Source organism: Knoellia remsis (assembly GCF_003002895.1).
Lineage (GTDB): Bacteria > Actinomycetota > Actinomycetes > Actinomycetales > Dermatophilaceae > Knoellia > Knoellia remsis.
On record NZ_PVTI01000013.1, the window covers coordinates 1 to 26,718 of the forward strand.

Sequence of the window (26,718 nt, forward strand, 5' to 3'; positions counted from 1 at the left end):
GGGCGACTGGCGCGGTGACTCGTCCCTCAGTGCGTGAGTCGTCCCCTCATGCTGGGGCGACTCACCACGCGAAGGGCGACTGACCAGGAAAGGGACGACTCAGCGCCGTCAGTGCGGCAACTGGCCATCAGTCGTCAGGCTGGGGTGACGGTCTGCGTCGAGACGGCACGCTCGCACAGCCCGAGGAAGGCACCCAGCGCGATGAGCTCGTCGGGGGTCCGCGGTGCGAAGTCGGTGAGCACGGCCGAGCGCACGACGTAGGCGGCGTGCTGGGCTCGAGAGATCGCGACGTTGAGCCGGTGCCGGTCGAGGAGGAAGCCGATCCCACGCGGCACGTCCGCGTGCGCCGACGCGGCCATCGACAGGATCGCCACCGCCGCCTCGCGGCCCTGGAACTTGTCGACCGTGCCGACCGCGACGTCGAGGAAGCCCGCAGTGTCGAGTGCCGCGCGCAGGGTGCCGACCTGCGCGTTGTAGGGCGTGATGACGAGGATGTCGGACTCCTCGAGAGGCCGCGCGGCCGCGTCCGGGGACACCTGCCACGACAGGCCGAGGTGCGAGCGCACGAGATCGACCACGACGTCGGCCTCCTCGGGAGACCACTGCGACCGGTCGCGGTGCTCGACGAGCCGGACGTGCAGGCCGGGGTCGACGCCGTCGAGCGAACGCTTCGCCGTCCGGTCCTCGTGCGAACGCAGCCGGCCGGCATACGCCAGGCGCGACACCGGTTCGGTGAGCGCGGGATGCATCCGCCACGTCGTCTCGAGGAAGTAGCCGTGCGACGCCGGTAGGACGCTCTCGTCCTCGCGCTCGGCGCGGATGACCCAGCCGAGGGCCGAGTCGTCGACCGGCTCGGGGTGGGTCCCCTGCGACACCTGCGGCAGCTGCTGCGGGTCGCCGAGGAGGAGCAGTCGGTCCGCGGACTCGGCGACGGCGAGCGTCTTCGCGAGCGAGTACTGCCCGGCCTCGTCGATGACGAGCAGGTCGAGCTGGCCCGGCTGAACCCGCTTGGGGTTCGTGAGGTCCCAGGCGGTGCCGCCGATGACGTAGCCACCCTCCTGATCGGCGGCGAACCCGGCGAGGTCGTCGGCCTTGGCCAGCTCCGTCCACGCCGTCGACACACCTGGTTCCTTCACGGCCTTGCCGACCTGTTCCGGAGCGAGACCCGCGCGGACGACCGCGTCGAGGACGTTCTCGATCGCGGCGTGCGACTGGGCGCACACCCCGACCCGCCACCCATGGTCACGCACCAGCGACGCGATGACCTGCGAGGCGACGTGCGTCTTGCCCGTCCCCGGCGGCCCCTGCACCGAGAGCGCGGAGCCGTCGAGGTCGAGCAGCGCCGACTCGATCGCCCGCACGAACCGGTCGTCCCCCTCACCGACCTCGGGCAGCGCACCCCCCGACCGGAGCCGCGGCGACCGGCGCAGCAGCACGTCGACCCCCGCGGACTGCGGCAACGCGGGAAACGCGCCTTGGACGCGCTCGCCCAAGCGTTGCAGCGCCGCCTCGATCGACGTGCTCGGCACGATCTTGCTGGGGACGAGTCCCACGGGGGCGAGGTCGTGCTCGGTCCCGTCCTTGGGCATGAGCTCTTCCAGGGTGAGCCGTTGGTGGATGTGGTTGTCCGGTGACGCGACGTCCTCGACGCCGATGACCTTGACACCCGAGGGTGACTTGGCGTTGAGATGGCCCGGCTGGACCTCGACGCCCGCAGGCGGGGGAGCGGCATAGACCGCGGCAACGTCGGCACCCGGCTCCAGGGGCACCCCGCCCAGGGCCTCACCAGTCACGACGATGGTGCGCCGGGGCCGCTGCTTGGGGGTGTCCCGGTGCCATTCATCGACGACCTCCGCGCCCTTCACGATGAACACCCCGGGCTCGTTCATCCACTCGGACACCGGAAGGCGCAGGCGGTCGAAGTGCTTCCACCAGAACGGCTTGTCCTCGCGCGCGTGGAAGAGGAGTGTCGCCGCGACCATGGCGATGGTCTGTTGCTCGGCCGTGCGGTCCTGTGGCTTGATGCCCTCGAGGTGCGCCTTGAGCTGGGCCTCGAGCTGCATGAGGGCGAGCCGTGCATCGTTGACCGTCGACGCCGGGGTGCTGGGCGCAGACCCGTCACCTTGCTCGGGCGCCGCCGTCGCGCCGTTCGCCCCGCTCTCGCCGTCCGCGACCTCGTCCCGCCGGGCCAGCAGCCAGTTGCGGAGCAGCAGCGTCGAGACGCAGTCCTCCTCGTTGTAGTTCGCGATGTCGGTGATCTCGCGCCGGGCCGACGCCTCGTCGCCCAGCTCGGTGGCGATGACGAAGCGGTGGTAGGCGACGATCGAGTCGTCGCCCTTGGCGACGCCGGCCTCGCGCGCACCCATGTAGAGCGGCTCGAGCTTCTTGATCGAGTACGAGCGCTGCGAGACGCGGATGCCCGCGCGCACCAGGGCATACAGGTCGACGAAGACGCCCTCGCGCAGGAACTGGTCGATGTCGTCCTCGCACACCCCGTGCCGAGCAGCGAGCCGGAGCAACGCCGACTTCTCGTAGGGCGCGTAGTGGTAGACGTGCAGGTCCGGCCACCGCTCGCGGCGCTCGTGCAGCCACGCGACGAAGTCGATGAGGGCCTGCTTCTCCTGCTCGCGGTCGTGCGCCCAGAACGTCGTGAACGGCGGCTTCTCCCCGCCCGCGACGTCGACACCGTCGACGGTGACGAGCCCGAAGAGGTACTCCAGTCCCCAGTCGTGCGAACCGCGTTCGCGCCACAGCGGGTCGCCCTCGAAGTCGAAGAAGACGTCGCCCTCGCTCGGTGCGGGCATGGCCCGCAGCGCCTCCGCGGACACGACCTCGGCGACGACACGGGCGTCCGGGTCGGCCTCCTGGACGAGCTGCAGCCGGGCCTGCTCACGCAACCGGGCCAGCACCGACTCGCGCACGTCGGGAACCGGATCGGTGCGCGTCGCCAGCGCCTCGATCGTGTTCACCCCGGCGTCCATGAGCCGCCGTCGCTGGGGCAGTCGCACACCGGCGACCAGCAAGACGTCCCGCGCCGTCTCGGCCTCGACCTCGCACACCTCGCAGCGCCCGCACGCCAGCCAGCGCGGGTCACCCCACGCGGCCGGCTCCGACCCCGCGGCGTGCTCGGCCAGCACCGACTCGAGCCGCTCCCGCCGCGCCGCATACACCGGGAGGATGTCGTCGAGCAGGTGGTCCGTGCTCAGCCCACTGCCGAGCACGAGGCGGGCCACCGGCGCGGTGGGGATGTCCGCAGACCGCAGCTGGGCGGCATACGCGGCGATCTGCAGCAAGGCCGGCACCGAGGCATGCCGGGCGAGCTTGGTGTCGCTGACGAGCCAGCCGTCGTCGGTGCGCTCGAGGAAGTCGGCGAACCCGAGGAACCCGCCGTCGAAGAAGGTCGCCTGCGCCACGACGTCGGCCGCGCCACCGCGCAGCGTCGCGAGGGTCTCCGCATGCGCAGCGGTGAGCGAGGCGAGGTCGTGCGCCGGTCGCGACATGCCCACCACGCGAGAGGGGTATGCCGCGGAGAGACGGAGCAGCTCGCGCTGCTCGTGCTGGTCGCCGAGCTCCTTGAGCCGGGCCATCATCGCCTCGTCGGGCTCGGACATCGACGGCGCGCGCCCGAGGGTGATGTCGAGCTCGCGCACGAGCGCGAACTCGCACTGCGATGCGAGCCGCAGGTCGCTCGGGCTCAGCACCAGCCGCCCGTCGTCACCGAGGAGGAACATGTCTCACACCGTATGCCGCAGGGCTGACAGTGCGGTGCGGCTCAGATCCAGGAGGGGAACCACATGAGTCGGTGCCACTGCTCATACGGCACGACCGCGCCCGTGTAGATCGGGTAGAACCACGCGAACAGCGCGATCGTCACGAGGACGTAGCCGCCGACGACCACGGCCCCCCACCGCCGCCGCGACACCGACGCGCCACGCCCACCCAACACGAGCCCAAGGCAGAAGACGATCGCCAGCACGACATACGGCTCGAACGCCACGGAGTAGAACGAGAAGATCGTCCGCTCCTGATACATGAACCACGGCCCGTACCCCGCGACGACTCCCGCCAGTGCGGCCCCGGCCCGCCAGTCGCGGCGCGCGATCCAGCAGAAGAGGCACACGAGCAGCGCGACGATGCCGACCCACCACACCGACACCGTGCCGATCGTCGTCACCGCGGCCGAACACGAGTCGACGGTGCACGACCCCTCGCCCCGCTTCGTCCCCTCGTAGAAGAACGACGTCGGCCGGGCCTGGATCATCCAGCCCCACGGGTTCGACTGGTACGAGTGTGGCGTCGTCAGGGTGGTGTTGAACTGCCACATGTCCTGGTGGTACTTCACCCAGTTGCGCAGCACCGGCGGCAGCCACTGGATGCCCTGCCCGGGGTTGAAGGTGTCCCACTGCCGGTGGTAGCCGCGGTCGGTCAGGAACCACCCGGTCCACGACACGACATAGACGACGGCCGACGTCACGACGAGCTGCGCGAACGCATACGGCCCGTCCTTGAGCAGCCCCTCGCGCCACCACGGCCGGATCCCCGCGGCCCGCCGCGCGCCGAGGTCCCACAGCACCGTCATCAGCCCGAACACCGCGAGGAAGAACAGCCCCGACCACTTCGTCCCGATGCACAGACCGAGCGCCACCCCCGCGGCCCACCGCCACGGCCGCGCCCCGAGCCACGGTCCGCGCGTCAGAGTCCGTATGCCGTCCGTGCCGGTCTCGCTGCGGCTCCCGGCCCACTGCGCGAGCCGTTCGCGGGAGCGGTCGCGGTCGACGACGAGACACGCGAACGCGACGAGGGCGAAGAAGCTCACGATGATGTCGAGGATCCCCGTGCGCGACATGACGAGGTGGGTGCCCTCGACCGCCAGCAGCAGGCCCGCGATGCAGCCGAGGAGCGTCGACCCGAACATCCGCCGCGCCACCCGCGCGAGGATGAGGATCGACAGCGTCCCGAGCAGGGCGACGGCGACCCGCCATGCGAAGGGGTTCGTCGGCCCGCCGAAGAGCCACTCGCCGGCGCCGATGACCCACTTGCCGACGGGCGGGTGCGCCATCATGTCCGGCTGGTTCGAGAACACGTCGACGTTGCCGGAGTTCCAGAGCTTGTCGGCGTCCTCGTTCTTGCCCTCGACGCGCATCTCGACGCCGAAGCGGATGAGCGACCAGCCCTGCTTGACGTAGTAGGTCTCGTCGAAGACGAGGGAGTCCGGCCGGCCGAGCTGCCAGAACCGGAGGAACCCGCCGATCGCGGCGACGAGGAGCGGACCGACCCACCCCCAGAGCCGGTCCGTGGGACGGGTCCCGAGCAGGCGTTCGCGCAGCTCGTCGGTCCGGGTCACCGGCCCATCGTAGGCAAGGCGACCTGTGCCGCGGCTCAGGAAACCTTCAAGGTCAACGAAGGCTGCGGGTCGATCCACGGAACTCGGCCGATGACCGCCGTCGTGCCCGCCGGGACCGGGAAGATGAGGCTGCCTTTGACCGGCTTGTCATCCGTGAACCCCAGCGGCACCTGTTCTTTCGGGGGAACGCACAGCTGCGCAACCCGCCAGTCGACCTTCGACTCCGTCCCGGCCTTGTCGACGGCGACCCACTCGAACGACGAGAGAGGACCGGTCTTCTTCCCGTCCTTCGGGGCGAGTGTCACGTTGAACCGCACGTACCTTTGGTTGGGCTCGGCGTCGTACGGTGGCTCCGGGCACTGGAACTCCGAGTCAACGCTGTCGAGGGTCAGGTCGACCTTCATGGAGGACACCAGGTCGCCGAGATCGGTGGTGTCCCCCACCCCGAGTTCCGCGGCCTTGGCGCCTCCATCGTTCGCGACGCCGACCCCGCCACCACCGCAGCCGGTCAAGCCGATGACGGCCGCGATCGCCAACGCTCCGAACTTGCGCATGTTCGATCTCCCCTTCCACATCAGGTCATCCCACTGGCGCGAGGCCCGATCGGCTCGCCCCGAGGCCGGTCATCACCGCCCCCGTCGGGGACAATAGCGCCCATGACCGACCCCGGCGTCCTCGTGCTGGCCGCGACCCCGATCGGCGACCCGCGCGACGCCGCGCCCCGCCTCGCCGACGAGCTCGCCACCGCCGACGTCATCGCGGCCGAGGACACCCGCCGCCTCCGCCGGCTCTGCCAGGCGCTCGACGTCTCGCCGCGCGGGTCGGTCGTGAGCTACCACGAGCACAACGAGGCGTCCCGGACCGCGGATCTCGTGGAGAGACTTCGCGAGGGGGCGCGTGTCCTCGTCGTCACGGACGCCGGTATGCCGTCCGTCTCGGACCCGGGGTACCGCCTCGTGAGTGCCGCGATCGGGATCGACGCCCGGGTGACCTGCGTCCCCGGGCCGTCGGCGGTGCTCATGGCGCTCGCCGTGTCAGGGCTGCCGGTCGACCGGTTCTGCTTCGAGGGCTTCCTGCCACGCAAGCCGGGCGAGCGGGCCCGGGCGCTGGTCGCGCTGGCGGACGAGCACCGGACGATGGTCTTCTTCGAGGCGCCGCACCGGGTCGCGAAGACCCTCGCGGCGATGGAGGAGGCGTTCGGTGGTGACAGGCGGGCCGCCGTGTGCCGCGAGCTGACGAAGACCTACGAGGAGGTGCGCCGCGGCTCGCTCGTCGAGCTCGTCGCCTGGGCCTCCGACGACCCCCGGGGCGAGATCACCCTCGTCGTCGCCGGCGCCGACGCCCAGGTGAGCGACGTCGAGAGCCAGCTGGCCGGCATACGCGACCGGGTCGCGGCAGGGGAGCGGCTCAAGGACGTGTGCGCCGATGTCGCCTCCGCGACAGGGCTCTCGAAGAAGGCGCTCTACGACGCCGTCCTCGCCGCCTCCCGCTGACCCCCCGGCCCTCGATCCCGGTGCGCCCTGCACGAAACGGCTCGCGAGCCGTCCAGTGACTCGCAAGCCGGATCGATCCGGCATACGAGTGACGCCGTAGTTCGCGAGCCGGAACGGGTCGTCGTGCCCACGCGGCCGAGCGGACGGCATACGGCATGCTCACCAGCAGCCATCGGCACCCCACGCGTCGACCTACGGATGGGTAACGTGCATATCTCACACGTGAGTTAGGTCTGCCTGAGCGTGTTCGGCGCCGGAGCGCGCGGTACCTTTCGGTCATGCCCACGACGACGCTCTCCCCACGCGGGACCACGGCGCGGAGCACGACAGTCGCCCTCAAGCTGCTCATGGCAGTGACCGGTCTGATCTTCGTCGGCTACCTGCTCCTCCACGCCTACGGCAACCTCAAGGCCCTGCAGGGGGAGGAGGCGTTCAACAGCTACGCCGAGCACCTCCGCACCATCGGCGAGCCGATGCTGCCGTATGCCGGCCTGCTGTGGATCATCCGGGTGGTCCTGATCCTCTCGATCATCGGCCATGCGTATGCCGCGTACACGCTGTGGAGCCGCGCGGACTCCGCGCGCCGCGTCAAGTACGACGCGGTGAAGACGGTGGCGACGGCGAAGTGGATGCGCTGGGGCGGGACCTTCCTCCTGGTCTTCATCGTGTGGCACCTGCTCAACTTCACGGTCCCGAAGATCTCCCCGAACCCTCACAAGCAGGGGCCGGACATCCTCAACAACCCCTACCAGCTCGTCGTCGCGACCTTCCAGGTCTGGTGGATGGTGCTCATCTACGTCGCCGCCATGGTGGCGCTGTTCATGCACCTCAAGCACGGCGCCTACAGCGCCCAGCAGACCCTCGGCTGGACCTCCACCCCGGCCGCGCACGCCCGGGCCAAGCTCGTCGGGTGGGTCCTCGCGACCGTCGTCGTCGTCGGCTTCCTCATCCCGCCGCTGGCCATCGCCTTCGGGCTCATCGGCGACTGACGTGCGCAGGCGCGCGGACGGCATACGGCACAACGCTTTTCACTCGCAACGACACCAAGGTGACTCGCATGACTGAGAACTCCACGAAGCTCGTCGAGGGCCTCTACACCGTCGGCGCCCCGATCGCGGACGCCAAGGCGCCCGAGGGACCGATCGACAAGAAGTGGACGACCCGCAAGTTCGAGGCCGCCCTCGTCAACCCGGCGAACCGTCGCAAGATGTCGGTCATCATCGTCGGCACCGGGCTCGCCGGTGGCGCGGCCGCGGCGACGCTCGGCGAGGCCGGCTACCACGTGAAGTCGTTCTGCTTCCAGGACTCCCCGCGACGCGCGCACTCCATCGCGGCGCAGGGTGGCATCAACGCCGCGAAGAACTACAAGGAGGACGGCGACTCGATCCAGCGCCTCTTCTACGACACCGTCAAGGGTGGTGACTACCGCTCCCGCGAGACCAACGTCTACCGCCTCGCCGAGGTGAGCGCGAACATCATCGACCAGTGCGTCGCCCAGGGCGTGCCGTTCGCCCGCGAGTACGGCGGCCTGCTCGACAACCGCTCCTTCGGTGGCGTGCAGGTGTCGCGCACGTTCTATGCGCGGGGCCAGACGGGTCAGCAGCTCCTCATCGGCGCCTACCAGGCACTCGAGCGGCAGGTCGCCGCCGGCACGGTCGAGCAGTTCACCCGACACGAGATGCTCGAGCTCATCGTCGATGGTGAGGGTGAGGACCGCCGCGCGCGCGGGATCATCGTGCGGGACCTCGTCACCGGCGAGATCGAGACCCACCTCGCCGACGCGGTCGTCCTCGCGTCCGGCGGCTACGGCAACGTCTTCTTCCTCTCGACGAACGCCATGGGCTCCAACGTCACCGCCGGCTGGCGCGCCCACCGCAAGGGCGCCTACTTCGGCAACCCCTGCTACACGCAGATCCACCCGACGTGCATCCCCGTCTCCGGCGAGCACCAGTCGAAGCTCACCCTCATGTCCGAGTCGCTGCGCAACGACGGCCGTATCTGGGTGCCCAAGCGCCGCGAGGACGCCGACAAGGACCCGCGCGACATCCCCGAGGAGGACCGCGACTACTACCTCGAGCGGATCTACCCCTCCTTCGGCAACCTCGTGCCCCGCGACATCGCCTCGCGCCAGGCCAAGAACGTCTGCGACGAGGGCCGCGGCGTCGGCCCGGTCGTCGGCGACTTCCGCCGCGGCGTCTACCTCGACTTCGCCGACGCGATCAAGCGCCTCGGCGAGGACGCGGTCCGCGCGAAGTACGGCAACCTCTTCGACATGTACGCCCGCATCACCGGCGAGGACCCGTACAAGGTGCCGATGCGGATCTACCCCGCCGTGCACTACACGATGGGTGGCCTCTGGGTCGACTACGACCTGCAGTCGACGATCCCGGGCCTCTTCGTCGCCGGTGAGGCGAACTTCTCCGACCACGGCGCGAACCGTCTCGGCGCCTCCGCCCTCATGCAGGGCCTCGCCGACGGCTACTTCGTCCTCCCCAACACGATCCGCGACTACCTCGCCACCGCTCCGAAGAACGAGCTCACCGAGGACAGCCCGGCCGTCGTCGAGGCCCGCCGCCTCGTCGAGGAGCGCACCGAACGACTGCTCGCGATCAACGGCGAGCGCAGCGTCGACAGCTTCCACCGCGAGCTCGGCAACATCATGTGGGAGTACTGCGGCATGGAGCGCAACGAGGAGGGCCTGCGCAAGGCGATCGACCTCATCCGCGGCCTGCGCGCCGAGTTCTGGCGCAACGTCCGCGTCCTCGGCGCCGCCGACACGCTCAACCAGTCGCTCGAGAAGGCCGGCCGCGTCGCCGACTTCCTCGAGCTCGGCGAGCTCATGTGCATCGACGCCCTGCACCGGCGCGAGTCCTGCGGTGGCCACTTCCGGTCCGAGTCCCAGACCGAGGACGGCGAGGCACTGCGTCACGACGACGAGTTCGCCTACGTCGCCGCGTGGGAGTTCACCCCCGACACCCTCACCGACCCCGAGGACGTCGCGGTCGAGCAGGTGGGCGCCGGCATGGGCGCACCCGTCCTGCACAAGGAAGACCTCGTCTACGACTTCATCGAGCTGAAGCAGCGGAGCTACAAGTAATGAGCGACCTCATGAACCTGACCCTCAAGATCTGGCGTCAGGCCGGACCCGCCGACAAGGGCGGCTTCGTCACCTACGAGGTGTCCGACATCAGCCCGGACATGAGCTTCCTCGAGATGCTCGACGTCCTCAACGAGCAGCTCAACGCCAAGGGCGAGGAGCCGATCGCGTTCGACAGTGACTGTCGCGAAGGCATCTGCGGCATGTGCGGCCTGATGATCTCCGGCCACGCCCACGGACCCGAGCGCACGACGACCTGCCAGCTGCACATGCGCTCCTTCAAGGATGGGCAGACGATCACCGTCGAGCCGTGGCGCGCCAACGCGTTCCCGGTCATCAAGGACCTCGTCGTCAACCGCAGCGCGTTCGACCGCATCATCCAGGCCGGCGGCTACATCTCGGCCAACACCGGTGCCGCCCCCGACGCGCACGCCACGCCCGTCCCCAAGGACAACGCTGACCGCGCCTTCATGGCCGCCGAGTGCATCGGCTGCGGCGCCTGCGTCGCGGCGTGCCCCAACGCGAGCGCGATGCTCTTCACCGCGTCCAAGGTCGTCCACCTCGGGGAGCTGCCGCAGGGGCAGCCGGAGCGCGACGCCCGCGTCGTGGCCATGGTCAACCAGCACGACCACGAGGGCTTCGGCGGCTGCACCAACATCGGCGAGTGCTCCACCGCCTGCCCCAAGGGCATCCCGCAGGACGTCATCAGCCAGCTGAACTTCGACCTGCGCACCGCGATGCGGCACAGCCGCTGAGGCGAGCACCGCACCGAAGGTGAGCGGGCGGCATACCGAAGGAATCCGTCGGTATGCCGCCCGCTCGGCTGTGTCCGGAACGTGACCTTCCGGTCGGGTCATTTCCTGAGCGCCGGTCCGGTGTGGGGCGCTAGGGTCCGCTCGATGGTGGGCGCATGGGGCGCACCGCCGCGCCTCACGAGGGGTTTGCCGATCATGTCCATGTCCTCCCGCCGCGTCCTTCGAGCCGGCATCGTTCCTGTCGTCGCCGCGCTGGCTCTCGCCGGCTGTGGCTCCTCCGACTCCGGCGACACCGCCGGAGGCTCGGCGGGCAGCCCCGCGAAGACCGCCGAGGCGCCGAAGAAGCCCAGCGGCGCCGAGCTCGTCAAGCAGGCCAAGGCCACCGCCCTGGCCGCCAAGAGCGGTCGGGTCGTCGGGTCGGTCACCGACGAGGGCAAGCAGATGAGCATCGACCTCGCCGGCACGCTCGACGGGACCAACCAGGCCCTCACGATGGGGATGGGCGGCGAGGGTGAGGCCACGATCCTCACCGTCGGCGGCAAGAACTACATGACCGGCGACACGACGTTCTGGACCACCCAGGCGGGCGCCGAGGCCGCGAAGATGCTCGACGGCAAGTACGTCCTCGTCCCGGCCGCCGAGGCCAAGGAGATGGGCGACATGACGCTCAAGGGGCTGCTCGACGAGATCTTCGCGGAGGACATGTCCGCTCTCGAGAGCGCGAACTCCAAGGTCGAGGAGACGACCGTCGACGGCCAGAAGGCCTACACCCTCTCGGACCGGGTGGGCGGTGGCGGCGCCAGCATGGTCGTGACCGCCGACGGCAAGGCCACCCTGATCAAGCTCACGGCACCCAAGGACGAGCCGGGCGAGATGACGTTCTCGGAGTGGAACGCAGCCAAGCCGGTCGCTGCCCCGTCCGCCGACTCCATCATCGAGCCGCCGCAGTGACCCGGGCTGGGGCCTGACCGCGCCCGCTCACCGGTGTGGTCGCCGTGTGTCTGTCAGTCTGGGTCGATGACGACGTACGTCACGAAACGCATCTACGAGCCCGCGGCCGAGAGCGACGGCTACCGCGTGCTCGTCGACCGGTTGTGGCCGCGTGGGGTGAGCAAGCAGAAGGCGGCCCTCGACGCGTGGGCGAAAGACCTTGCCCCGAGCACCGAGCTGCGGCGCTGGTTCGGGCACGTACCGGAGCGGTTCGAGGAGTTCGCGAAACGCTATCGGGCCGAGCTCGACGACAACCCCGCACTCCCGGAGGCACGCGAGATCTGGGAGCAACACGAACGGGTCACGCTGCTCTACGGCGCCCGCGACGAGACCCACAACGAGGCCGTCGTCCTGCGCGACTTCCTCACCTAGAGCCAGCCGACGCGGTCCTTGAGCAGCGCGTAGCCGACGAAGGCGACGACGTCGAGCAGGGTGTGCGCGACGACGAGGGGTCCGACCCGTTTCGTGCGGGTGTAGAGCCAGCCGAAGACCAGCCCCATGACGACGTTGCCGACGAACCCGCCGAAGCCCTGGTAGAGGTGGTAGGTGCCGCGAATCACCGCTGAGGTCAGCATGATTCGCCACGTCGACCAGCCGGCCTGCCCCCAGCGCTTGAAGAGGTAGCCGACCATGACGACCTCCTCGAGCACGGCGTTCTGCACCGAAGCGAGGACGAGGACGGGCAGGGCCCACCACGTCTCGCCGAGGTTCGCCGCGGCGATGGTCGTGTTGAGGTCGAGGCCGCGCGCGACGAAGTAGAGGCCGAGGCCGGGGATGCCGATCACGGCGGTGAGCAGGACGCCGCGCCAGAGGTCCTGCCACGGCTTGGTGAAGTCGGCGCCCATGCCGAACCGGGCGCGCGGGTCGTCGCGCGTCAGCAGATGGAGCGCGAGCGCGACCGGGACGAGGGCAAGACCGATCTGGGCGAGCTGGTAGGCGAGGTCGAGCCACGGCCGGTCGGGTGTGACCGCCGAGTTCATCGCGGTCGTCTGCTCGCCGAGGGGCTGACCGGCGGTGAGCTTGCGGAGCAACGAGAGCACCGCCCACACGGCGGACGCGCCGAGGGAGACACCGAGGACGAGCCATGTCTCGGTGAGGTGCCGGCGCCGCATGCGCCACATCCTGCCCGGTGTGCCTGAGCGCGAGGTGTGACTCGCGCCGAGGCGTCCGGAGTGGGTTCAGCTCGGGATCAGTGGCTGCCGACGGGGCGCAGCTGACGGGTCGACGCTGCGGTGGTGGCGGCGACCGGAGCCTGCGACACGGTGCTGTCGGACGTGGCGACGCCGGTGGCCCGGCTGCGGCGGATGTCGGTGACGGCCCAAGCGGTGAGGGCGACGACGGCGATGCCGGCGACGACGGTGAGGACGAGCAGGGCAGTGGTGATGGTGGCGAGGCCGGTGAGAGGTCCCATGGCGTGTCCTTTCTTCTACGTCTGTAGAAAGAATACTACACCTGTAGAAGTCGGTGCGCCAACTCCGCCTCCTCCCTGCAGGGCACAATGGGCTGGATGGCAACGACGCAGACCACCGAGCCCACCCTCCGTGCCACGGGCGGCGGGCGGCGAGCCGAGCTGCTCGATGCCGCCGTCTCCGTGCTGTCGGACGCGGGCATGCGCGGCCTGACCCACCGGGCGGTCGATGCGGAGGCGGGACTGCCGGAGGGCACGTGCTCGGCCTACTTCCGCTCGCGCGAGGCCCTGCTCATCGGCCTGGCCGAGCACGTCCGGGACCAACTGACGCGTGACGTCGACGCCCTCACCTCGAGCGCCACCGACCACGCCGACGACCCCGACGCGCTGGCGACCGAGGTCACCGACCTCGCCCTGCGCTGGCTGCGGCGCCCGGCGGTTCTGCGCGCCCTCGCCGAGCTCGCCCTCGAGGCGCCCCGTCGGCCCCCACTGCTCGAGGTCTTCGAGGTGTGGCGCACCGGCATCGTGACGCTCGTGAGCCGCATCGTCGTCGCGAGCGGACGCACTGACGCCGATGTGGCCGCTCCCGCCGCCGTCGCCGCCATCGAGGGAGTCCTCGCCTCGGCGACGCGCCTGCCGGCCGCGCAGCGGGAACCGTTCGTGCGCACCGCGATCGCGGTCCTCGTCCGCGGATTCCACGAGAGCCGCTGACCTCTCGTCCCCGTCGCTCGATGTCGTGCCCGCGCGGGCACGATGCGACGAACGAGATGGGTCTCAGGGGGTTCGGTATGCCGTCCGCTCGCCGTAGTGGGCGTCGCGCCGCTTGCGCCACCTGCGGACCTTGAGCCACATCCACACGAGCAGCCAGGCGAGGGCGATGAGCGCGACGATGACGAGGATGGGGATGAAGATCGCGACGAGCGAGAGCCCGATCGAGCCCGCGTCCTCCGCGGTCGAGACGACCGGTGCCCCGGCGCCCAAGGTGCCGGCGTTGATCGCGGGTCGGGCGGCCATCTTGCCCGTGTGGACCAGGCCCGAGACGACGATGCCGAGGACGACGCCGATCCACGGGTTGTCCTTCATGAACGCGGACTGGTCGAGGTTGTCCGCCGCGTTGGTCGCCGCGAAGATGAGCCCGCCCATGCTCGGCCGGATGAAGGTCTGGATCGTGTCGTTGACCGTGTCGATCGCCGGGATCTTGTCGAGCACGACCTCCGTGAGGAGGAGCACCGCGCCCACGCCGATCGCCCACGGCGACTCGATCCACGAGAACCCCTCGGGCAGCGTGATGACGTCGGTGAACCGCGCCATGAGCGCGACGATCATGAACGGGATGTAGGCGTTGAGCCCCGCCGCGGCGGAGAGCCCCATGCCCGTGAGTGCGGCCAGCATCTCGACCTCCTTGTCCGTGCTCGCCGTGGCTGGCGTGGCGGGCACCTGTGTCGAGGTCATGTCTACTCGATGAGACCCCCGTTTGCGGGTTCCGCGACGTCAGCACCGACGATGGGGCGATGAGCTACTTCCGGCGCATCGGTGAGTCGACGTGGGAGCCGACCGAGCACGTGCAGGGCGCATGGAACCTCGACGAACAGCACGTCGCCCCGGCGCTCGGCGTCCTCGCCCACGCCGTCGAGGCCGACCGTGACTCCCGCCGAGACGACGGGCTCGTCCTCGGGCGGTTGTCGTGGGACATCCTCGGCACTCTGCCGATGGAACCCTGCGAGGCCGAGGTCCGGGTGCTGCGACCCGGGCGCACCATCGAGCTCGTCGAGGCCGTCCTGTCCCACGGGGGCCGTCCCGCCGTCTCGTTGCGGGCGTGGCTCCTCGCCACGCGCGACACCGCAGCGGTGAGCGGAAGCCCGCTGGCCGGCATACCGGCTCCGGACGAGACGCCTGCATGGGACCCGACCACGGTCTGGCCGGGAGGCTTCATCGCGTCGGTCGAGCTGCGGCGCGCTCAGGTCGAGCCCGGGCGAGCGGCGTTCTGGGTGCGCTCCGACGTGCCGCTCGCCGACGAGCCTGTGAGCGAGCTCGCCCGCGCCGCAGGGCTGTTCGACATCGCGAACGGCATGACGGTGCGCGAGAGCCCGCAGGAGGTGCACTTCCCCAACCTCGACCTCACGGCGCACGTCTACCGTGAGCCGGCGGGGGAGTGGCTCGGCTTCGACACGAGCGTCTCGTTCGGGTCGTCCGGCGTCGGCCTGACGTCGTCGGTGCTGCACGACGAGACCGGCCCCTTCGGGACGATGTCCCAGATCCTCACCGTCCGCCCTCGGTGACGCCGACGGCACATGCAGGTATGCCGTGTGGTCCCGCAATGGGGACCACACGGCATACCGTGCCTGACCAGGCGCGCTCAGTCGCCCTTGACGTTGACGACCTGCCGCAGCGTGTGCCGGACCCTGACGAGGTCGGCGGCGTCGGCCATGACCTGGTCGATGTCCTTGTAGGCGCCCGGGATCTCGTCGACGAAGGCCTCCGAGTCCTTGTACTCGATGCCGACCATCGCCTCACGCAGCTCGTCCCGGCTGAACTTCCGCCGGGCTGCGCTCCGTGAGAACTGCCGCCCCGCACCGTGCGGTGCCGAGTTGAGGGACACACGGTTGCCGAGACCCTCGACGACGTAGGACCGCGTGCCCATCGAACCGGGGATGAGGCCGGGCTGGCCCTCCCGCGCCTCGATGGCGCCCTTCCGCGAGACCCACACCTTCTTGCCCCAGTGCTTCTCCTCCTGGGTGAAGTTGTGGTGGCAGTTGACCCGCTCCTGCTCCTGCACGGCCGTCCCGAGGAACTCGCCGAGCTGCCGCAGCATCCGGTCCATCATCTCGTCCCGGTTGAGCAGGGCGTAGTGCTGCGCCCACCGGAGCTCGCGGATGTAGGCCCAGAACTCGTCCGTCCCCTCGACGAGGTAGGCGAGGTCCTTGTCGGGGAGCGAGATCCAGTACCGGTCCATGAGGCGGCGAGCGATCGCGATGTGGTGCTGCGCGATCTTGTTACCCACGCCCCGGGACCCGGAGTGCAGGAACGCCCAGACCCGGTCCTGCTCATCGAGGCTGAACTCGGCGAAGTGGTTGCCCGAGCCCAGGGTCCCCAGCTGCACCCGCCACCGGGCGGCCCGCTGGTCGGGGTCGAAGCCGGCGTCGACGGCCAGCGCCTCGAGCTCGGCGACCCGGGGCTCTGCGGTCGCGACGACCTTGCGGTTGGCGGCACCCGCCGAGAGCGGGATGGCCCGCTCGACGGCCTCCCGCAGGGGCGTCAGCGACCGGTCACCCAGGTCGTCGCGCACGAACTGGGTTCGCACCGCGATCATGCCGCAGCCGATGTCGACGCCCACGGCAGCCGGGATGATCGCCCGCTCGGTCGGGATGACCGAGCCGACGGTCGCACCCAGTCCGAGGTGGGCATCGGGCATGAGCGCGAGGTGCGGGAACACGAAGGGCAGCTCCGAGGTGCGCTGGGCCTGCTCCTTGGTCGAGTCTTCGAGGATGGAGGCCCAGTTCATGAGCCGGGGGGTGATCTGCTTCATCGCGCACCTCCTAGGGCGCCGTGGTGGTGTTGTGCCGCCCGCGTCCGGACGGCAGCGGGCGCGGAGAAGCGTGACAGGTGGCCGACCGCCTCGGCGAGCGAATTACGCGCGGCGCGCGAACGGCATACTCACGCGGACGGCATACTCAATCCGGCTCGCGAGCCGTCGGCTCGTTCGTCAGCCGGATCGATCCGGCTCACGAGCACGTGTGCGGCTCGCGAGCCGGATCGGGCAGGAACCCGTTTGCGTCGCCCGCCTAGGATTCACGGGTGAGCACAATCCTCAGCGCTGTCGCCTGGCCCTACGCCAACGGGCCGCGCCACCTCGGCCACGTCGCCGGGTTCGGCGTGCCCTCGGACGTCTTCAGCCGCTACATGCGGATGGCTGGCCACGACGTGCTCATGGTCAGCGGCAGCGACGAGCACGGCACCCCGATCCTCGTCCTCGCGGACAAGGCGGGCGTCACGCCGCAGGAGTTCGTCGACACCAACCACGCGATCATCGCCAGCGAGCTCGCCGACCTCGGCTGCTCCTACGACCTCTACACCCGCACGACCACGGTCAACCACGAGCAGGTCGTCCAGGAGCTGTTCACCCGCTGCCTCGACAACGGCTACTTCATCGTCCAGAGCCAGCTCGTCGCGCTCGAGCCGAGCACCGGCCGCACCCTGCCCGACCGCTACATCGAGGGCACCTGTCCGATCTGCGGCTACACCGAGGCCCGCGGCGACCAGTGCGACAACTGCGGCAACCAGCTCGAGCCGTCCGACCTCATCGACCCCAGGAGCAAGGTCACCGGCGCCACGCCGAACTTCACCGAGACCGAGCACTGGTTCCTCGACCTGCCCGCGCTCGCCGACGCGCTGCGTGAGTGGCTCGAAGGACGCGAAGCCAGCGGCACGTGGCGGCCCAACGTCATCAAGTTCAGCCTCAACATCCTCGACGAGATCCGTCCGCGCGCGATGACCCGCGACATCGACTGGGGCATCCCGCTGCCGGGCGAGCTCGCGACGCGCTACCCCGACAAGCGGCTCTACGTCTGGTTCGACGCCGTCATCGGCTACCTCTCGGCGTCCATCGAGTGGGCCCGCCGGCTCGGCGACGACGACCGCTGGCGCACCTGGTGGAACGACCCCGAAGCGCTGTCCTACTACTTCATGGGCAAGGACAACATCACCTTCCACAGCCAGATCTGGCCGGCGGAGCTGCTCGCGTACGCCGGTCGCGGCGCCAAGGGTGGTGAGCCCGGTGAGTTCGGGGTGCTGAACCTGCCGACCGAGGTCGTGAGCAGCGAGTACCTCACGATGGAGGGCAAGCAGTTCTCGACGTCGCGCAGCGTCGTCATCCTCATCCGTGACGTCCTCGACCGCTACGGGCCCGACGCGATCCGGTACTTCATCTGCGCCGCGGGCCCCGAGAACCAGGACAGCAACTTCACCTGGGCCGAGTTCGTGCAGCGCAACAACTCCGAGCTCGTCGCCGGCTGGGGCAACCTCGTCAACCGCGCCGGTGCGATGGTCGCGAAGAACTTCGGTGAGATCCCGCAGCCGGGCCCGCTCGAGCCCGTCGACGAGGCCGTGCGTGCCGCCACCCTCACGGCGTTCGACACCGTCGGCGACCTGCTCGGCAAGCAGCGGGTCAAGGCCGCGATCGCCGAGGCGATGCGGGCCGTGGGGGACGTCAACAAGTACGTCGCCGACACCGAGCCGTTCCGGCTCAAGGGTGAGGGCGAGCGGGAGCGGCTCGCGACGGTGCTGCACACGCTGGTGCAGTGCGTGAGCGACCTCAACACGATCCTCGCGCCGTTCCTGCCGCACGCGTCGAACCGGGTGCACGCGTTCCTCGGCGGCGAGGGCGAGTTCATGCCCATGCCGCGCATCGAGGACGTCCACGGGCTCGACTCCGACAGCGACCGGACCTACCCGATCATCACCGGCGACTACTCCGCCACGCCGCGCTGGGAGTCGCGCCCGGTCGTCGTCGGGACGCCGATCGCCAAGCCGACGGGCGTCTTCGCCAAGCTCGACGAGTCCGTCGTCGACGAGGAGCTGGCCCGACTCGAGCAGGCCTGAGGCCCCGCCACGATGAGCACCTCGAGCACCCCGACGCGCAGCGTCGTCCCGGACCTGCCGGACCCGCTGCCGATCCCTGTCGTCGACAACCACACCCACCTCGACATCGAGCGTGAGGGTGTGGCGGTCGACGTGGCGGACCTGCTCGAGCGGGCCGCGTCCGTCGGGGTGGACCGGGTGGTCCAGATCGGCTGCGACCTCGAGGCCGCGCGTCAGACCGTCGAGATGGTCGACCGGTATGCCGGGATGCTGGGTGGCGTGGCCCTCCACCCCAACGAGGTGCCCGGGTTGGCCGAGAAGGGAAGTCTCGACGCGGCATACACGGAGATCGAGGAGCTGGCCCGGCACCCGCGCGTGCGCGTCGTCGGCGAGACGGGGCTCGACTACTTCCGCACCGGTCCGGAGGGGCAGGGCGTGCAGCAGGACAGCTTCCGCTGGCACATCGACCTCGCCAAGCGTCTCGACAAGGCGCTGCAGATCCACGACCGCGATGCCCACGCCGACGTGCTGCGCATCCTCGACGAGGAGGGCGCGCCGGAAACCACTGTGCTGCACTGCTTTTCGGGTGACGTCGCGATGGCGCAGGAGTGCGTCGACAAGGGCTACCACCTCTCCTTCGCGGGCACCGTGACGTTCAAGAACGCGCACGCGCTGCGCGACGCGCTGTCCGTGACGCCGCTCGACCGGGTGCTGGTCGAGACCGACGCGCCCTACCTCACGCCGCATCCGCACCGCGGCGCGATCAACGCCCCACACCTCGTCCCGCTCACGGTCCGGGTCATGGCGGGCGTGCTCGGGGTCGCCGTTCCCACGCTGTGCGAGGCGCTGTCGGAGAACTCGAAACGCGTCTACGGCCCCTGGTGACCGGGACCCCTGGTGACCGGGCGGGGCACAGGCGTCACGCCCGTCACATGAGTCACGCATCGGGGACACTCGTGGGCCACGTCACCGTTATCGAAATTTGACCTTTGCCGGATTTCGGGTCAGGGTGGTGGAGTTGGCCGGAGCTGGGCTCCGGGCGAAACAGGGGCGAGGACGCCGGCTCACGCCGGACGGACCTCGCTTCCTCGTTGTCGGGGCCCCACCCCTGAGGGGTCCCGGCCGTCCACCCCTGAGGACGCTCGCCCGCACCTGGTGTCCGGGGAGTTCGATCATCGGAGCACTCTTGATTTCTCGTCCCCTGCGCCTCGCTGCCCAGGGTGCTGCGGCACTCACCGTGGCCGCCGGATCCTTCGGCGTCGCCGCCCTCGACAAGTCCGTCGCCCTCAGCGTCGACGGCAAGTCCTCCTCCCTGCACGTCTTCGGTTCGACCGTCGGCGACGCCCTCGAGAAGAAGGGCATCACCCTCGGCGAGCACGACGAGGTCGTCCCGTCCGTGGACACCAAGATCTCGGACGGCGACAAGATCTCCGTCCGTTACGGACGCAAGCTCACGGTCACCGTCGACGGTGTCACCAAGGAGTACTGGACGACGGCCACCACCGTCGACGCCGCTCTGCGTGACCTCGGCATCCGCGCCGCGAGCAACGCCAAGCTGTCCGCGTCGCGCTCGCAGGCCATCGGCCGCCAGGGCCTCTCCCTCGCGCTGACGACCCCCAAGACCGTCACCGTCAGCGTCGACAAGAAGAAGCTGTCGAGCACCTCGACGAGCGCCACCGTCGCCGACGTGCTCAAGGAGCTCAAGGTCAGCTACGACCGCGACGACAAGGTCACTCCGGCCGCGACGACGCCGCTGAAGAACGGCCTCGCGATCGCCGTCCAGCGGGTGAGCACGGGCAACGCGGTCAAGACCGTCGCCATCCCGTTCACCACGACGACCAAGAAGGACGCCTCGCTCTACGAGGGCACCCGCAAGACGGTCACCGAGGGCAAGGCCGGCTCCAAGGCCGTCACCGTGAGCCGCACCGTCGTCGACGGCAAGGTCACCGCGGAGAAGGTCCTCTCCGAGAAGGTCACCGCCCAGCCCGTCGCCAAGGTCGTCGCCGTCGGCACCAAGGAGCGCCCCGCTCCCAAGCCGGCTCCGGCGCCCCGGTCGACGTCCAGCGCGCCCGCGCCGTCCGACAGCGGCAGCTCCTCCGGCGCCGGGATCAACCTGGCGCGCGCCGACATGTGGGACCGCATCGCCCAGTGCGAGTCCGGTGGCAACTGGTCGATCAACACCGGCAACGGTTACTACGGCGGCCTGCAGTTCGACTACCGGACGTGGCTCGGTGCCGGCGGTGGCGACTTCGCCCAGCGCGCCGACCTCGCGTCGCGGGCCGAGCAGATCACCGTCGCGAACCGCGTCTACGCCGACCGTGGCCTCCAGCCGTGGGGCTGCGCGCACGCCGCGTGACGCACCCCGCGTGACCCGCGCGCCGTCCTCACCGGACGGCACACCGAAGGCCGTGCCTTCCCACCCACGGTGGGGGCACGGCCTTCGTGCGTCTCCGTGCATAGGCTGTCGCCCATGTCGACCACCGGGCTCCTCGGCGCCGCCCAGATCCGCGAGCTCGCGGCGCGCCTCGGGATCCGCCCGACGAAGACGTGGGGGCAGAACTTCGTCATCGACGGCAACACCGTCGAGCGCATCGTGCGCGTCTCCGGCATCGGTGCGGATGATGTCGTCGTTGAGGTCGGCCCCGGCCTCGGGTCGCTCACCCTTGCCCTGCTCCCCGTCGCCCGGCACGTCACCGCCGTCGAGGTCGACCCCACCCTCGCTGCGGCCCTCCCCGAGACGGTGCAGACCGTCGCCCCGGCCGTCGCCGACCGGCTCACCGTCGTCCAGGCCGACGCCCTGCGCGTCACCGAGCTGCCCGGCGAGGCCCCGACCGCCCTCGTCGCGAACCTGCCCTACAACGTCTCCGTCCCGGTCGTCCTGAGCTTCCTCGAGCGGTTCCCGAGCATCGAGCGGATCCTCGTCATGGTCCAGCTCGAGGTCGCCGAGCGGCTCGCCGCGAAGCCCGGCTCCAAGGTCTACGGCGTCCCGAGCGTCAAGGCGGCCTGGTACGCCGACGTCGCCCTCGCCGGCAACGTCTCCCGCTCGGTCTTCTGGCCGGTCCCGAACGTCGACTCCGGGCTCGTCTCCCTTGTCCGCCGCACGCCGCCGGACACGACGGCCACCCGCGAGGACGTCTTCGCCTGCATCGACGCCGCGTTCGCCCAGCGCCGCAAGACCCTCAGGGCCGCGCTCGCGTCCTGGGCCGGCTCCGCCGCGGCGGCCGAAGCGGCGCTCGTCGCGGCCGGCATCGACCCGCGCACCCGCGGTGAGCAGCTCGACGTGCGGCAGTTCGCAGCCATCGCCGACGCCGTTGCGACTGCCCGGCATGACTAGGGTGGCGCCATGACCTCGGCCCACTCGGACCCTGCGCCCGTCACGGTGCGCGTCCCGGCCAAGGTCAACCTCGAGCTTCTCGTCGGTCCGCTGCGCGACGACGGCTTCCACAGCCTCTCGACGGTCTACCAGGCGGTGAACCTGCACGACGACGTCACTGTCGCCCTCGACGACGACTGGGGCTGCACGGTGAGCGGTGCGGGCACCGACTCGGTCCCGACCGACGACTCCAACCTCGCGATGCGCGCCGCCCGCCTCCTCCACGACGAGATCGGCCTCGACGCGCCCGTGCACATCACCATCGCCAAGACCATCCCCGTCGCGGGCGGCATGGCCGGCGGTTCGGCCGACGCGGCCGCGGCGCTCGTCGCCTGTGACCGGATGTGGTCCCTCGGCCTGTCGTCCGAGGAGCTCGAGGAGTATGCCGCGGAGCTGGGTTCCGACGTGCCGTTCCTCATCCGCGGGGGCACCGCGGTCGGCAGCGGGCGCGGGGAACGGCTCGCGCCGGTGCTGGCCCGGGGCAACTTCCACTGGGTCTTCGCGATCAGCGACATCGGCCTGTCGACGCCCGAGGTGTATGCCGAGTGCGACCGGCTGCGAGGATCCGCACCCGTGCCGGAGCCGACGCCGAGCACCGAGCTCATGAGCGCGCTGCGCTCCGGCGACCCGCGGGCGCTCGCGGCCCAGCTCACCAACGACCTCGAGGCCGCGGCGATCTCGCTGCGCCCCGAGCTCGGCGAGGTCCTGGAGAGCGGCATGGAGTTCGGCGCCCTCGGCGGCATCGTGTCCGGGTCGGGCCCGACGGTCGCGTTCCTCGTCGAGGACGTCGAGGCGGCGATCGACCTCACCGTCGCCCTCACCGCGACCGGTACGGCGCGTGAGGTCCGCAAGGCCGTCGGCCCGGTCCACGGCGCCCACGTCATCCCGGCCCGAGTCGACTAGTGGCGGTACTCATCTCCGTCGAGCGCGCCGCCCTCGCGCTCGGCACCACCCAGGTGCTCGACGGCGTCTCGCTCGGCGTCGCCGGCGGTGACCGCATCGGTGTCGTCGGCCGCAACGGCGGCGGCAAGACGACGTTGCTGCGCGTCCTTGCGGGCGACCGCTCCGTCGACAGCGGCCGGGTCGCCCGACTCGGCGGGGCCACCGTCGGCATGCTCAGCCAGGCCGACACCCTCGACCCCGAGGTCACGGTCCGTGAGGTCGTCGTCGGAGACCGACCCGACCACGTGTGGGCCGGTGACGCCCGCATCCGCGACGTCCTCACCGGCCTCCTCGGTGGCATCGACGCGCCCGCGATGGGCGGCCTCGACGCGACCGTCGCCGGCAAGTCCGGTGGCGAGCGCCGCCGCCTCGCCCTCGCCAAGCTGCTCGTCGACGACCCCGACGTGCTCCTCCTCGACGAGCCGACGAACCACCTCGACGTCGAGGGCGTCGCCTGGCTGGCCGAGCACCTCGTCCGCCACCGGTCGCGTCCCGACAACGCGCTCGTGACGATCACCCACGACCGCTGGTTCCTCGACGCCGTCGCCACTCGGACGTGGGAGGTCGTCGATGGTGAGGTGAACGCGTTCGACGGCGGCTACGCGGCATACGTCCTCGCCAAGGCCGAGCGCGAGCGGATGGCGCGCGTCACCGCCGAACGGCGCAACAACTTGCTCCGCAAGGAGCTCGCGTGGCTGCGCCGCGGTGCACCGGCGCGCACGTCGAAGCCGAAGTTCCGCATCGAGGCCGCCAACGCGCTCATCGAGGACGTGCCGCCGCCGCGCAACGACGTCGAGCTCATGGCGTTCGCGACGAGCCGGCTCGGCAAGGACGTCGTCGACCTGCACGACGCGTCGGTCGTCGTGGGGGAGTCGGCGGGCGAGCCGGGGCGCACCCTGCTCGACCGCGTCACCTGGCATCTCGCACCGGGCGAGCGGATCGGCGTCGTCGGCGTCAACGGCTCGGGCAAGTCGACCCTGCTGCGTGTCCTCGCGGGCGAGGTGCCGTTGTCCTCCGGCAAGCGCAAGGAGGGCGTGACGGTCCGCATCGGGCACCTCACGCAGGAGGTGCGCGAGCTCGACCGGCTGCGCGACCGCCGCGTCATCGACGCCGTCGAGGAGGTCCGCAAGGTCACCGTCCTCGGCGGACGCGAGGTGTCGGCGTCCCAGCTCGCGAAGCGCCTCGGCTTCCCTGGCCCGCGCCAGCAGACCCGCGTCGGCGACCTCTCCGGCGGCGAACGGCGACGGCTCCAGGTCCTGCGCATCCTCATGGACGAGCCCAACGTGCTGCTCCTCGACGAGCCGACGAACGACCTCGACATCGAGACCCTCACCGCCCTCGAGGACGTCCTCGACGGCTGGGCGGGCACCCTCGTCGTCGTCTCGCATGACCGCTACCTCCTCGAGCGCATCGCCGACCGGCAGGTCGCGCTCCTCGGGGACGGGCGGGTGCGAGACCTCCCCGGTGGCGTCGAGGAGTACCTGCGCCTGCGCGCCACCACCACGCCCGCGTATGCCGCGAGCGCACCTCCCGCTGTGGCGCCCGGTAGCAAGGGTGGCGCGAAATCCGTTGGCGCGCAACGGCATACGGACTCGGGCGGCTCGACGGCTGCAGCAACGCCCACGGCCAGTCCGGCCGAGCAGCGCGAGGCGCGCAAGACGATGGCCCGGGTCGAGAAGCAGCTGTCCCGACTGGCCACGCGGGAGGAGCGCATCCACGCCGACATGGCCGAGCACGTGAGCGACCACGCGCGAGTGCTCGAGCTGAACACCGAGCTGCGGGCGATCGTCGACGAGCGCGAGGCGCTCGAGCTCGAGTGGCTCGAAGCCGCCGAGGTGGTCTCCTAGCCGCCCTGCTGGCCGGGTTGTTCGAAGGGTGCGAGCAGGGTGCGCAACCGCCCGGCGAGGTCGGCGCGCTCGGCGGTCGGTAGCTCGGCGAGCAGCTCGCGCTCGTGGCCGAGCAGGTCGTCGAGGGCGTTGTCGACGGCGCGGATGCCGTCCTTGGTGAGCCGGACGAGGACGCCGCGGCGGTCGCGTGGGTCGGGGTGGCGCTCGACGAAGCCGCGCTGGAGGAGCCGGTCGACCCGGTTCGTCATCGTCCCGCTCGTCACGAGGGTCTCGGCGACGAGCTGGCCGGGCGAGAGCTCGTAGGGCGCGCCGGCGCGGCGCAGCGCCGAGAGCACGTCGAACTCCCAGCCGTCGAGCCCGTGCTCGCTGAACGCGGCGCCGCGGGCGAGGTCGAGCCGGCGCGCGAGGCGCGAGACGCGGCTGAGGATCTCGAGTGGGCTGACGTCGAGGTCGGGACGTTCCCGGCGCCACGCCGAGACGATACGGTCGACATCATCCTCGGGCATGGGGCGATGGTACTCCCATCAAGTATCTTGACATCAAGATAAATCCCGGGAAGAGTGCACGGCGACGGTCATGCCACGGCAGAAGGAGCGCAGGATGCGGGCACAACCCAGCTGGGACCCCACGGCATACGCGAAGTTCGGGGACCAACGCTCCCGCCCCTTCGCCGACCTCGTCGCCCAGGTGCACACCGACGACCCGCGGCTCGTCGTCGACCTCGGCTGCGGCAACGGTCCTGCGACCCTGACCCTCGCCGAGCTGTGGCCGGACGCGCGCATCGTCGGCGTGGACTCCGCCGAGTCGATGCTCGAGGCGGCCCGCGCGCTCGACACCACGGACCGCGTCGAGTGGGTCCAGGCCGACCTCAAGGAGTGGGACCCCGCGTCCCTCGGGGACGCGCCGGACGTCATCATCACGAACTCGACCCTGCAGTGGGTTCCCGGCCACCTCGACCTGCTCGAGACGTGGATCGGCGCGCTCGCGCCCGGTGGGTGGTTCGCCCTCCAGGTGCCGAACAACTTCGACGCCCCGAGCCACGCCCTCATGCGCGAGACGGCGTCCGGGCATGGGCGCGCCAACGAGCTCCTCGCCGCACTCGAGGTGCCGGCGGTGGGGGAGCCGCGCACCTACCTCACGCTGTTGCACCGCCTCGGCACGACCGTCGACGCCTGGGAGACCGTCTATGCCCACGTCCTCGACCCGGCCGGTGACTCCGAGAACCCCGTCCTCGACTGGGTGAGCGCGACCGGGCTGCGGCCCGTGCTCGACCTCCTGCCCGAGGGGGAGGAACGCGACGCCTTCCTCGAGCCGTATGCCGCCGCGCTCGCCGAGGCGTACCCGCGCACCGAGGTCGGGGTGCTCTTCCCGTTCCGCCGCGTGTTCGCGGTGGCGCACAAGGCAACCGGCGATGCTGCAAACGGTGCGCCGACGAGCGATGGTGACCGGGCAGCCCATACCGACACCGCGACCGGCGAAGGATAACAACCGTGACGATTCTCGGCCTGCACCACGTCCAGCTCGCCTGTCCGGCCGGATCCGAGGACCTGCTGCGCCACTTCTATGGCGTCGTCTGCGGGATGCCCGAGATCCCCAAGCCGCCAGTCCTCGCCGCGCGCGGTGGAGTGTGGTTCTCGGCGGGGGAGCAGGAGCTGCACTGCGGCGTCGAGGACGGCTTCGTGCCCGCGCGCAAGGCGCACCCGTGCTTCGGCGTCGACGACGTGTCGGCGCTGGCCGCGGCCGTTGCCGGTGCCGGCAGCGAGGTGCGCTGGGACCACGCGATCCCCGGCGTGCAGCGGTTCCACACCGACGACCCCGTGGGCAACCGGGTCGAGTTCCAGCAGGTCGAAGGTCCCAAGCTCGACTTCACGGTCTGACCCCGCACGCCCGCC

Annotated in this window: 24 protein-coding genes; 16 read left to right on the top strand and 8 right to left on the bottom strand. The window is 70.6% G+C overall.

Features of this window, described 5'->3' with window-relative positions; translation table 11 throughout:
• Positions 1-134 precede the first annotated feature (134 nt).
• Genes BCF74_RS08930 through BCF74_RS08940 form a run of 3 tightly spaced genes read right to left on the bottom strand, consistent with a single transcriptional unit; the run spans position 135 to position 5,880 of the window.
• Positions 135-3,731, bottom strand: coding sequence for a TM0106 family RecB-like putative nuclease (locus BCF74_RS08930; protein ID WP_106297616.1), 3,597 nt, complete (start codon positions 3,729-3,731; stop codon positions 135-137).
• A 41-nt stretch (positions 3,732-3,772) separates the two neighbouring features.
• On the bottom strand, positions 3,773-5,344 hold the full coding sequence (locus tag BCF74_RS08935) for a dolichyl-phosphate-mannose--protein mannosyltransferase (protein WP_106297617.1): 1,572 nt from the start codon (positions 5,342-5,344) through the stop codon (positions 3,773-3,775).
• Positions 5,345-5,379: 35 nt separating this feature from the next.
• Positions 5,380-5,880 carry a hypothetical protein gene (locus BCF74_RS08940; protein WP_146132913.1) on the bottom strand — a complete coding sequence of 167 codons (501 nt, stop codon included), beginning with the start codon at positions 5,878-5,880 and terminating at the stop codon, positions 5,380-5,382.
• Between the two features lie 120 nt (positions 5,881-6,000).
• On the opposite strand from BCF74_RS08940, the gene rsmI reads away from it, so the two are divergent.
• The 6 genes from rsmI to BCF74_RS08970 all read left to right on the top strand — a co-directional run bounded on the left by rsmI (position 6,001) and on the right by BCF74_RS08970 (position 12,051).
• The gene (rsmI, locus tag BCF74_RS08945) at positions 6,001-6,837 is read left to right on the top strand and encodes a 16S rRNA (cytidine(1402)-2'-O)-methyltransferase (protein ID WP_106297619.1); all 837 of its coding nucleotides are present in this window, start codon (positions 6,001-6,003) and stop codon (positions 6,835-6,837) included.
• Between the two features lie 278 nt (positions 6,838-7,115).
• Positions 7,116-7,826 carry a succinate dehydrogenase cytochrome b subunit gene (locus BCF74_RS08950; protein ID WP_106297620.1) on the top strand — a complete coding sequence of 237 codons (711 nt, stop codon included), beginning with the start codon at positions 7,116-7,118 and terminating at the stop codon, positions 7,824-7,826.
• A 68-nt stretch (positions 7,827-7,894) separates the two neighbouring features.
• Positions 7,895-9,934: a fumarate reductase/succinate dehydrogenase flavoprotein subunit gene (locus BCF74_RS08955; protein ID WP_106297621.1), complete on the top strand. Its 2,040-nt coding sequence runs from the start codon at positions 7,895-7,897 to the stop codon at positions 9,932-9,934.
• An 11-nt stretch (positions 9,935-9,945) separates the two neighbouring features.
• Complete coding sequence (locus tag BCF74_RS08960; RefSeq protein ID WP_106297699.1) at positions 9,946-10,689, top strand: succinate dehydrogenase/fumarate reductase iron-sulfur subunit; 744 nt, start codon at positions 9,946-9,948, stop codon at positions 10,687-10,689.
• Between the two features lie 195 nt (positions 10,690-10,884).
• Entirely contained in the window at positions 10,885-11,640 is a 756-nt protein-coding gene (locus BCF74_RS08965) for a LolA-like protein (RefSeq protein ID WP_146132914.1), read from the top strand.
• Between the two features lie 66 nt (positions 11,641-11,706).
• Positions 11,707-12,051, top strand: coding sequence for a DUF488 domain-containing protein (locus tag BCF74_RS08970; protein WP_106297623.1), 345 nt, complete (start codon positions 11,707-11,709; stop codon positions 12,049-12,051).
• Here the strand turns inward: BCF74_RS08970 and BCF74_RS08975 are convergent.
• On the bottom strand, positions 12,048-12,791 hold the full coding sequence (locus BCF74_RS08975) for a CPBP family intramembrane glutamic endopeptidase (RefSeq protein ID WP_106297624.1): 744 nt from the start codon (positions 12,789-12,791) through the stop codon (positions 12,048-12,050). The two genes, BCF74_RS08970 and BCF74_RS08975, sit on opposite strands and share 4 nt — an antisense overlap.
• Before the next feature lie 77 nt (positions 12,792-12,868).
• Entirely contained in the window at positions 12,869-13,090 is a 222-nt protein-coding gene (locus BCF74_RS08980) for a hypothetical protein (protein ID WP_106297625.1), read from the bottom strand.
• Between the two features lie 96 nt (positions 13,091-13,186).
• Between BCF74_RS08980 and BCF74_RS08985 the strand changes: the two genes are divergently transcribed.
• Positions 13,187-13,798, top strand: coding sequence for a TetR/AcrR family transcriptional regulator (locus tag BCF74_RS08985; RefSeq protein WP_170070194.1), 612 nt, complete (start codon positions 13,187-13,189; stop codon positions 13,796-13,798).
• A gap of 63 nt (positions 13,799-13,861) precedes the next feature.
• Here BCF74_RS08985 and BCF74_RS08990 read toward each other — a convergent pair whose 3' ends face one another.
• Positions 13,862-14,479, bottom strand: a complete 618-nt coding sequence (locus BCF74_RS08990; protein WP_106297700.1) for a DUF4126 domain-containing protein — start codon at positions 14,477-14,479, stop codon at positions 13,862-13,864.
• 119 nt (positions 14,480-14,598) lie between these two features.
• On the opposite strand from BCF74_RS08990, the gene BCF74_RS08995 reads away from it, so the two are divergent.
• Positions 14,599-15,366, top strand: coding sequence for a thioesterase family protein (locus BCF74_RS08995; protein WP_106297627.1), 768 nt, complete (start codon positions 14,599-14,601; stop codon positions 15,364-15,366).
• A 77-nt stretch (positions 15,367-15,443) separates the two neighbouring features.
• Here the strand turns inward: BCF74_RS08995 and BCF74_RS09000 are convergent, their stop codons facing one another.
• The gene (locus BCF74_RS09000) at positions 15,444-16,613 is read right to left on the bottom strand and encodes an RtcB family protein (RefSeq protein WP_106297628.1); all 1,170 of its coding nucleotides are present in this window, start codon (positions 16,611-16,613) and stop codon (positions 15,444-15,446) included.
• Between the two features lie 269 nt (positions 16,614-16,882).
• On the opposite strand from BCF74_RS09000, the gene metG reads away from it, so the two are divergent.
• The 6 genes from metG (at position 16,883) to BCF74_RS09030 (ending at position 24,826) form a co-directional block, all read left to right on the top strand.
• The gene (gene metG / locus BCF74_RS09005; protein ID WP_106297629.1) at positions 16,883-18,685 is read left to right on the top strand and encodes a methionine--tRNA ligase; all 1,803 of its coding nucleotides are present in this window, start codon (positions 16,883-16,885) and stop codon (positions 18,683-18,685) included.
• Positions 18,686-18,697: 12 nt separating this feature from the next.
• A complete protein-coding gene (locus BCF74_RS09010) occupies positions 18,698-19,549 on the top strand; it encodes a TatD family hydrolase (RefSeq protein ID WP_106297630.1) in 852 nt (283 codons plus the stop codon).
• Positions 19,550-19,850: 301 nt separating this feature from the next.
• Positions 19,851-21,020, top strand: coding sequence for a resuscitation-promoting factor (locus BCF74_RS17885; RefSeq protein WP_170070195.1), 1,170 nt, complete (start codon positions 19,851-19,853; stop codon positions 21,018-21,020).
• Positions 21,021-21,134: 114 nt separating this feature from the next.
• The gene (gene rsmA / locus BCF74_RS09020) at positions 21,135-21,998 is read left to right on the top strand and encodes a 16S rRNA (adenine(1518)-N(6)/adenine(1519)-N(6))-dimethyltransferase RsmA (RefSeq protein ID WP_106297632.1); all 864 of its coding nucleotides are present in this window, start codon (positions 21,135-21,137) and stop codon (positions 21,996-21,998) included.
• A 9-nt stretch (positions 21,999-22,007) separates the two neighbouring features.
• Positions 22,008-22,940, top strand: a complete 933-nt coding sequence (locus BCF74_RS09025; RefSeq protein WP_106297633.1) for a 4-(cytidine 5'-diphospho)-2-C-methyl-D-erythritol kinase — start codon at positions 22,008-22,010, stop codon at positions 22,938-22,940.
• A complete protein-coding gene (locus tag BCF74_RS09030; RefSeq protein WP_106297634.1) occupies positions 22,940-24,826 on the top strand; it encodes an ABC-F family ATP-binding cassette domain-containing protein in 1,887 nt (628 codons plus the stop codon). Before BCF74_RS09025 ends, BCF74_RS09030 begins: the two co-directional genes overlap by 1 nt.
• On the opposite strand, the gene BCF74_RS09035 is transcribed toward BCF74_RS09030, so the two are convergent.
• Positions 24,823-25,332: a MarR family winged helix-turn-helix transcriptional regulator gene (locus BCF74_RS09035; RefSeq protein WP_106297635.1), complete on the bottom strand. Its 510-nt coding sequence runs from the start codon at positions 25,330-25,332 to the stop codon at positions 24,823-24,825. The genes BCF74_RS09030 and BCF74_RS09035 overlap by 4 nt on opposite strands.
• Positions 25,333-25,426: 94 nt before the next feature.
• Between BCF74_RS09035 and BCF74_RS09040 the strand changes: the two genes are divergently transcribed.
• Both BCF74_RS09040 and BCF74_RS09045 read left to right on the top strand, forming a co-directional pair.
• The gene (locus BCF74_RS09040) at positions 25,427-26,311 is read left to right on the top strand and encodes a methyltransferase domain-containing protein (protein ID WP_106297636.1); all 885 of its coding nucleotides are present in this window, start codon (positions 25,427-25,429) and stop codon (positions 26,309-26,311) included.
• A gap of 5 nt (positions 26,312-26,316) precedes the next feature.
• Positions 26,317-26,703, top strand: a complete 387-nt coding sequence (locus tag BCF74_RS09045) for a VOC family protein (RefSeq protein WP_106297637.1) — start codon at positions 26,317-26,319, stop codon at positions 26,701-26,703.
• The last annotated feature ends 15 nt before the right edge of the window (positions 26,704-26,718 follow it).

What these genes read in the sequence shown, in the direction of transcription:
- BCF74_RS08930 (WP_106297616.1), bottom strand. Translation starts at nt 3,731, where the DNA reads ATGTTCCTCCTCGGTGACGACGGGCGGCTGGTGCTGAGCCCGAGCGAC.
- rsmI (WP_106297619.1), top strand. Translation starts at nt 6,001, where the DNA reads ATGACCGACCCCGGCGTCCTCGTGCTGGCCGCGACCCCGATCGGCGAC.
- BCF74_RS08950 (WP_106297620.1), top strand. Translation starts at nt 7,116, where the DNA reads ATGCCCACGACGACGCTCTCCCCACGCGGGACCACGGCGCGGAGCACG.
- BCF74_RS08955 (WP_106297621.1), top strand. Translation starts at nt 7,895, where the DNA reads ATGACTGAGAACTCCACGAAGCTCGTCGAGGGCCTCTACACCGTCGGC.
- BCF74_RS08960 (WP_106297699.1), top strand. Translation starts at nt 9,946, where the DNA reads ATGAACCTGACCCTCAAGATCTGGCGTCAGGCCGGACCCGCCGACAAG.
- BCF74_RS08965 (WP_146132914.1), top strand. Translation starts at nt 10,885, where the DNA reads ATGTCCATGTCCTCCCGCCGCGTCCTTCGAGCCGGCATCGTTCCTGTC.
- BCF74_RS08970 (WP_106297623.1), top strand. Translation starts at nt 11,707, where the DNA reads ATGACGACGTACGTCACGAAACGCATCTACGAGCCCGCGGCCGAGAGC.
- BCF74_RS08975 (WP_106297624.1), bottom strand. Translation starts at nt 12,791, where the DNA reads ATGCGGCGCCGGCACCTCACCGAGACATGGCTCGTCCTCGGTGTCTCC.
- BCF74_RS08980 (WP_106297625.1), bottom strand. Translation starts at nt 13,090, where the DNA reads ATGGGACCTCTCACCGGCCTCGCCACCATCACCACTGCCCTGCTCGTC.
- BCF74_RS08985 (WP_170070194.1), top strand. Translation starts at nt 13,187, where the DNA reads ATGGCAACGACGCAGACCACCGAGCCCACCCTCCGTGCCACGGGCGGC.
- BCF74_RS08990 (WP_106297700.1), bottom strand. Translation starts at nt 14,479, where the DNA reads ATGCTGGCCGCACTCACGGGCATGGGGCTCTCCGCCGCGGCGGGGCTC.
- BCF74_RS08995 (WP_106297627.1), top strand. Translation starts at nt 14,599, where the DNA reads ATGAGCTACTTCCGGCGCATCGGTGAGTCGACGTGGGAGCCGACCGAG.
- BCF74_RS09000 (WP_106297628.1), bottom strand. Translation starts at nt 16,613, where the DNA reads ATGAAGCAGATCACCCCCCGGCTCATGAACTGGGCCTCCATCCTCGAA.
- BCF74_RS09010 (WP_106297630.1), top strand. Translation starts at nt 18,698, where the DNA reads ATGAGCACCTCGAGCACCCCGACGCGCAGCGTCGTCCCGGACCTGCCG.
- rsmA (WP_106297632.1), top strand. Translation starts at nt 21,135, where the DNA reads ATGTCGACCACCGGGCTCCTCGGCGCCGCCCAGATCCGCGAGCTCGCG.
- BCF74_RS09025 (WP_106297633.1), top strand. Translation starts at nt 22,008, where the DNA reads ATGACCTCGGCCCACTCGGACCCTGCGCCCGTCACGGTGCGCGTCCCG.
- BCF74_RS09035 (WP_106297635.1), bottom strand. Translation starts at nt 25,332, where the DNA reads ATGCCCGAGGATGATGTCGACCGTATCGTCTCGGCGTGGCGCCGGGAA.
- BCF74_RS09040 (WP_106297636.1), top strand. Translation starts at nt 25,427, where the DNA reads ATGCGGGCACAACCCAGCTGGGACCCCACGGCATACGCGAAGTTCGGG.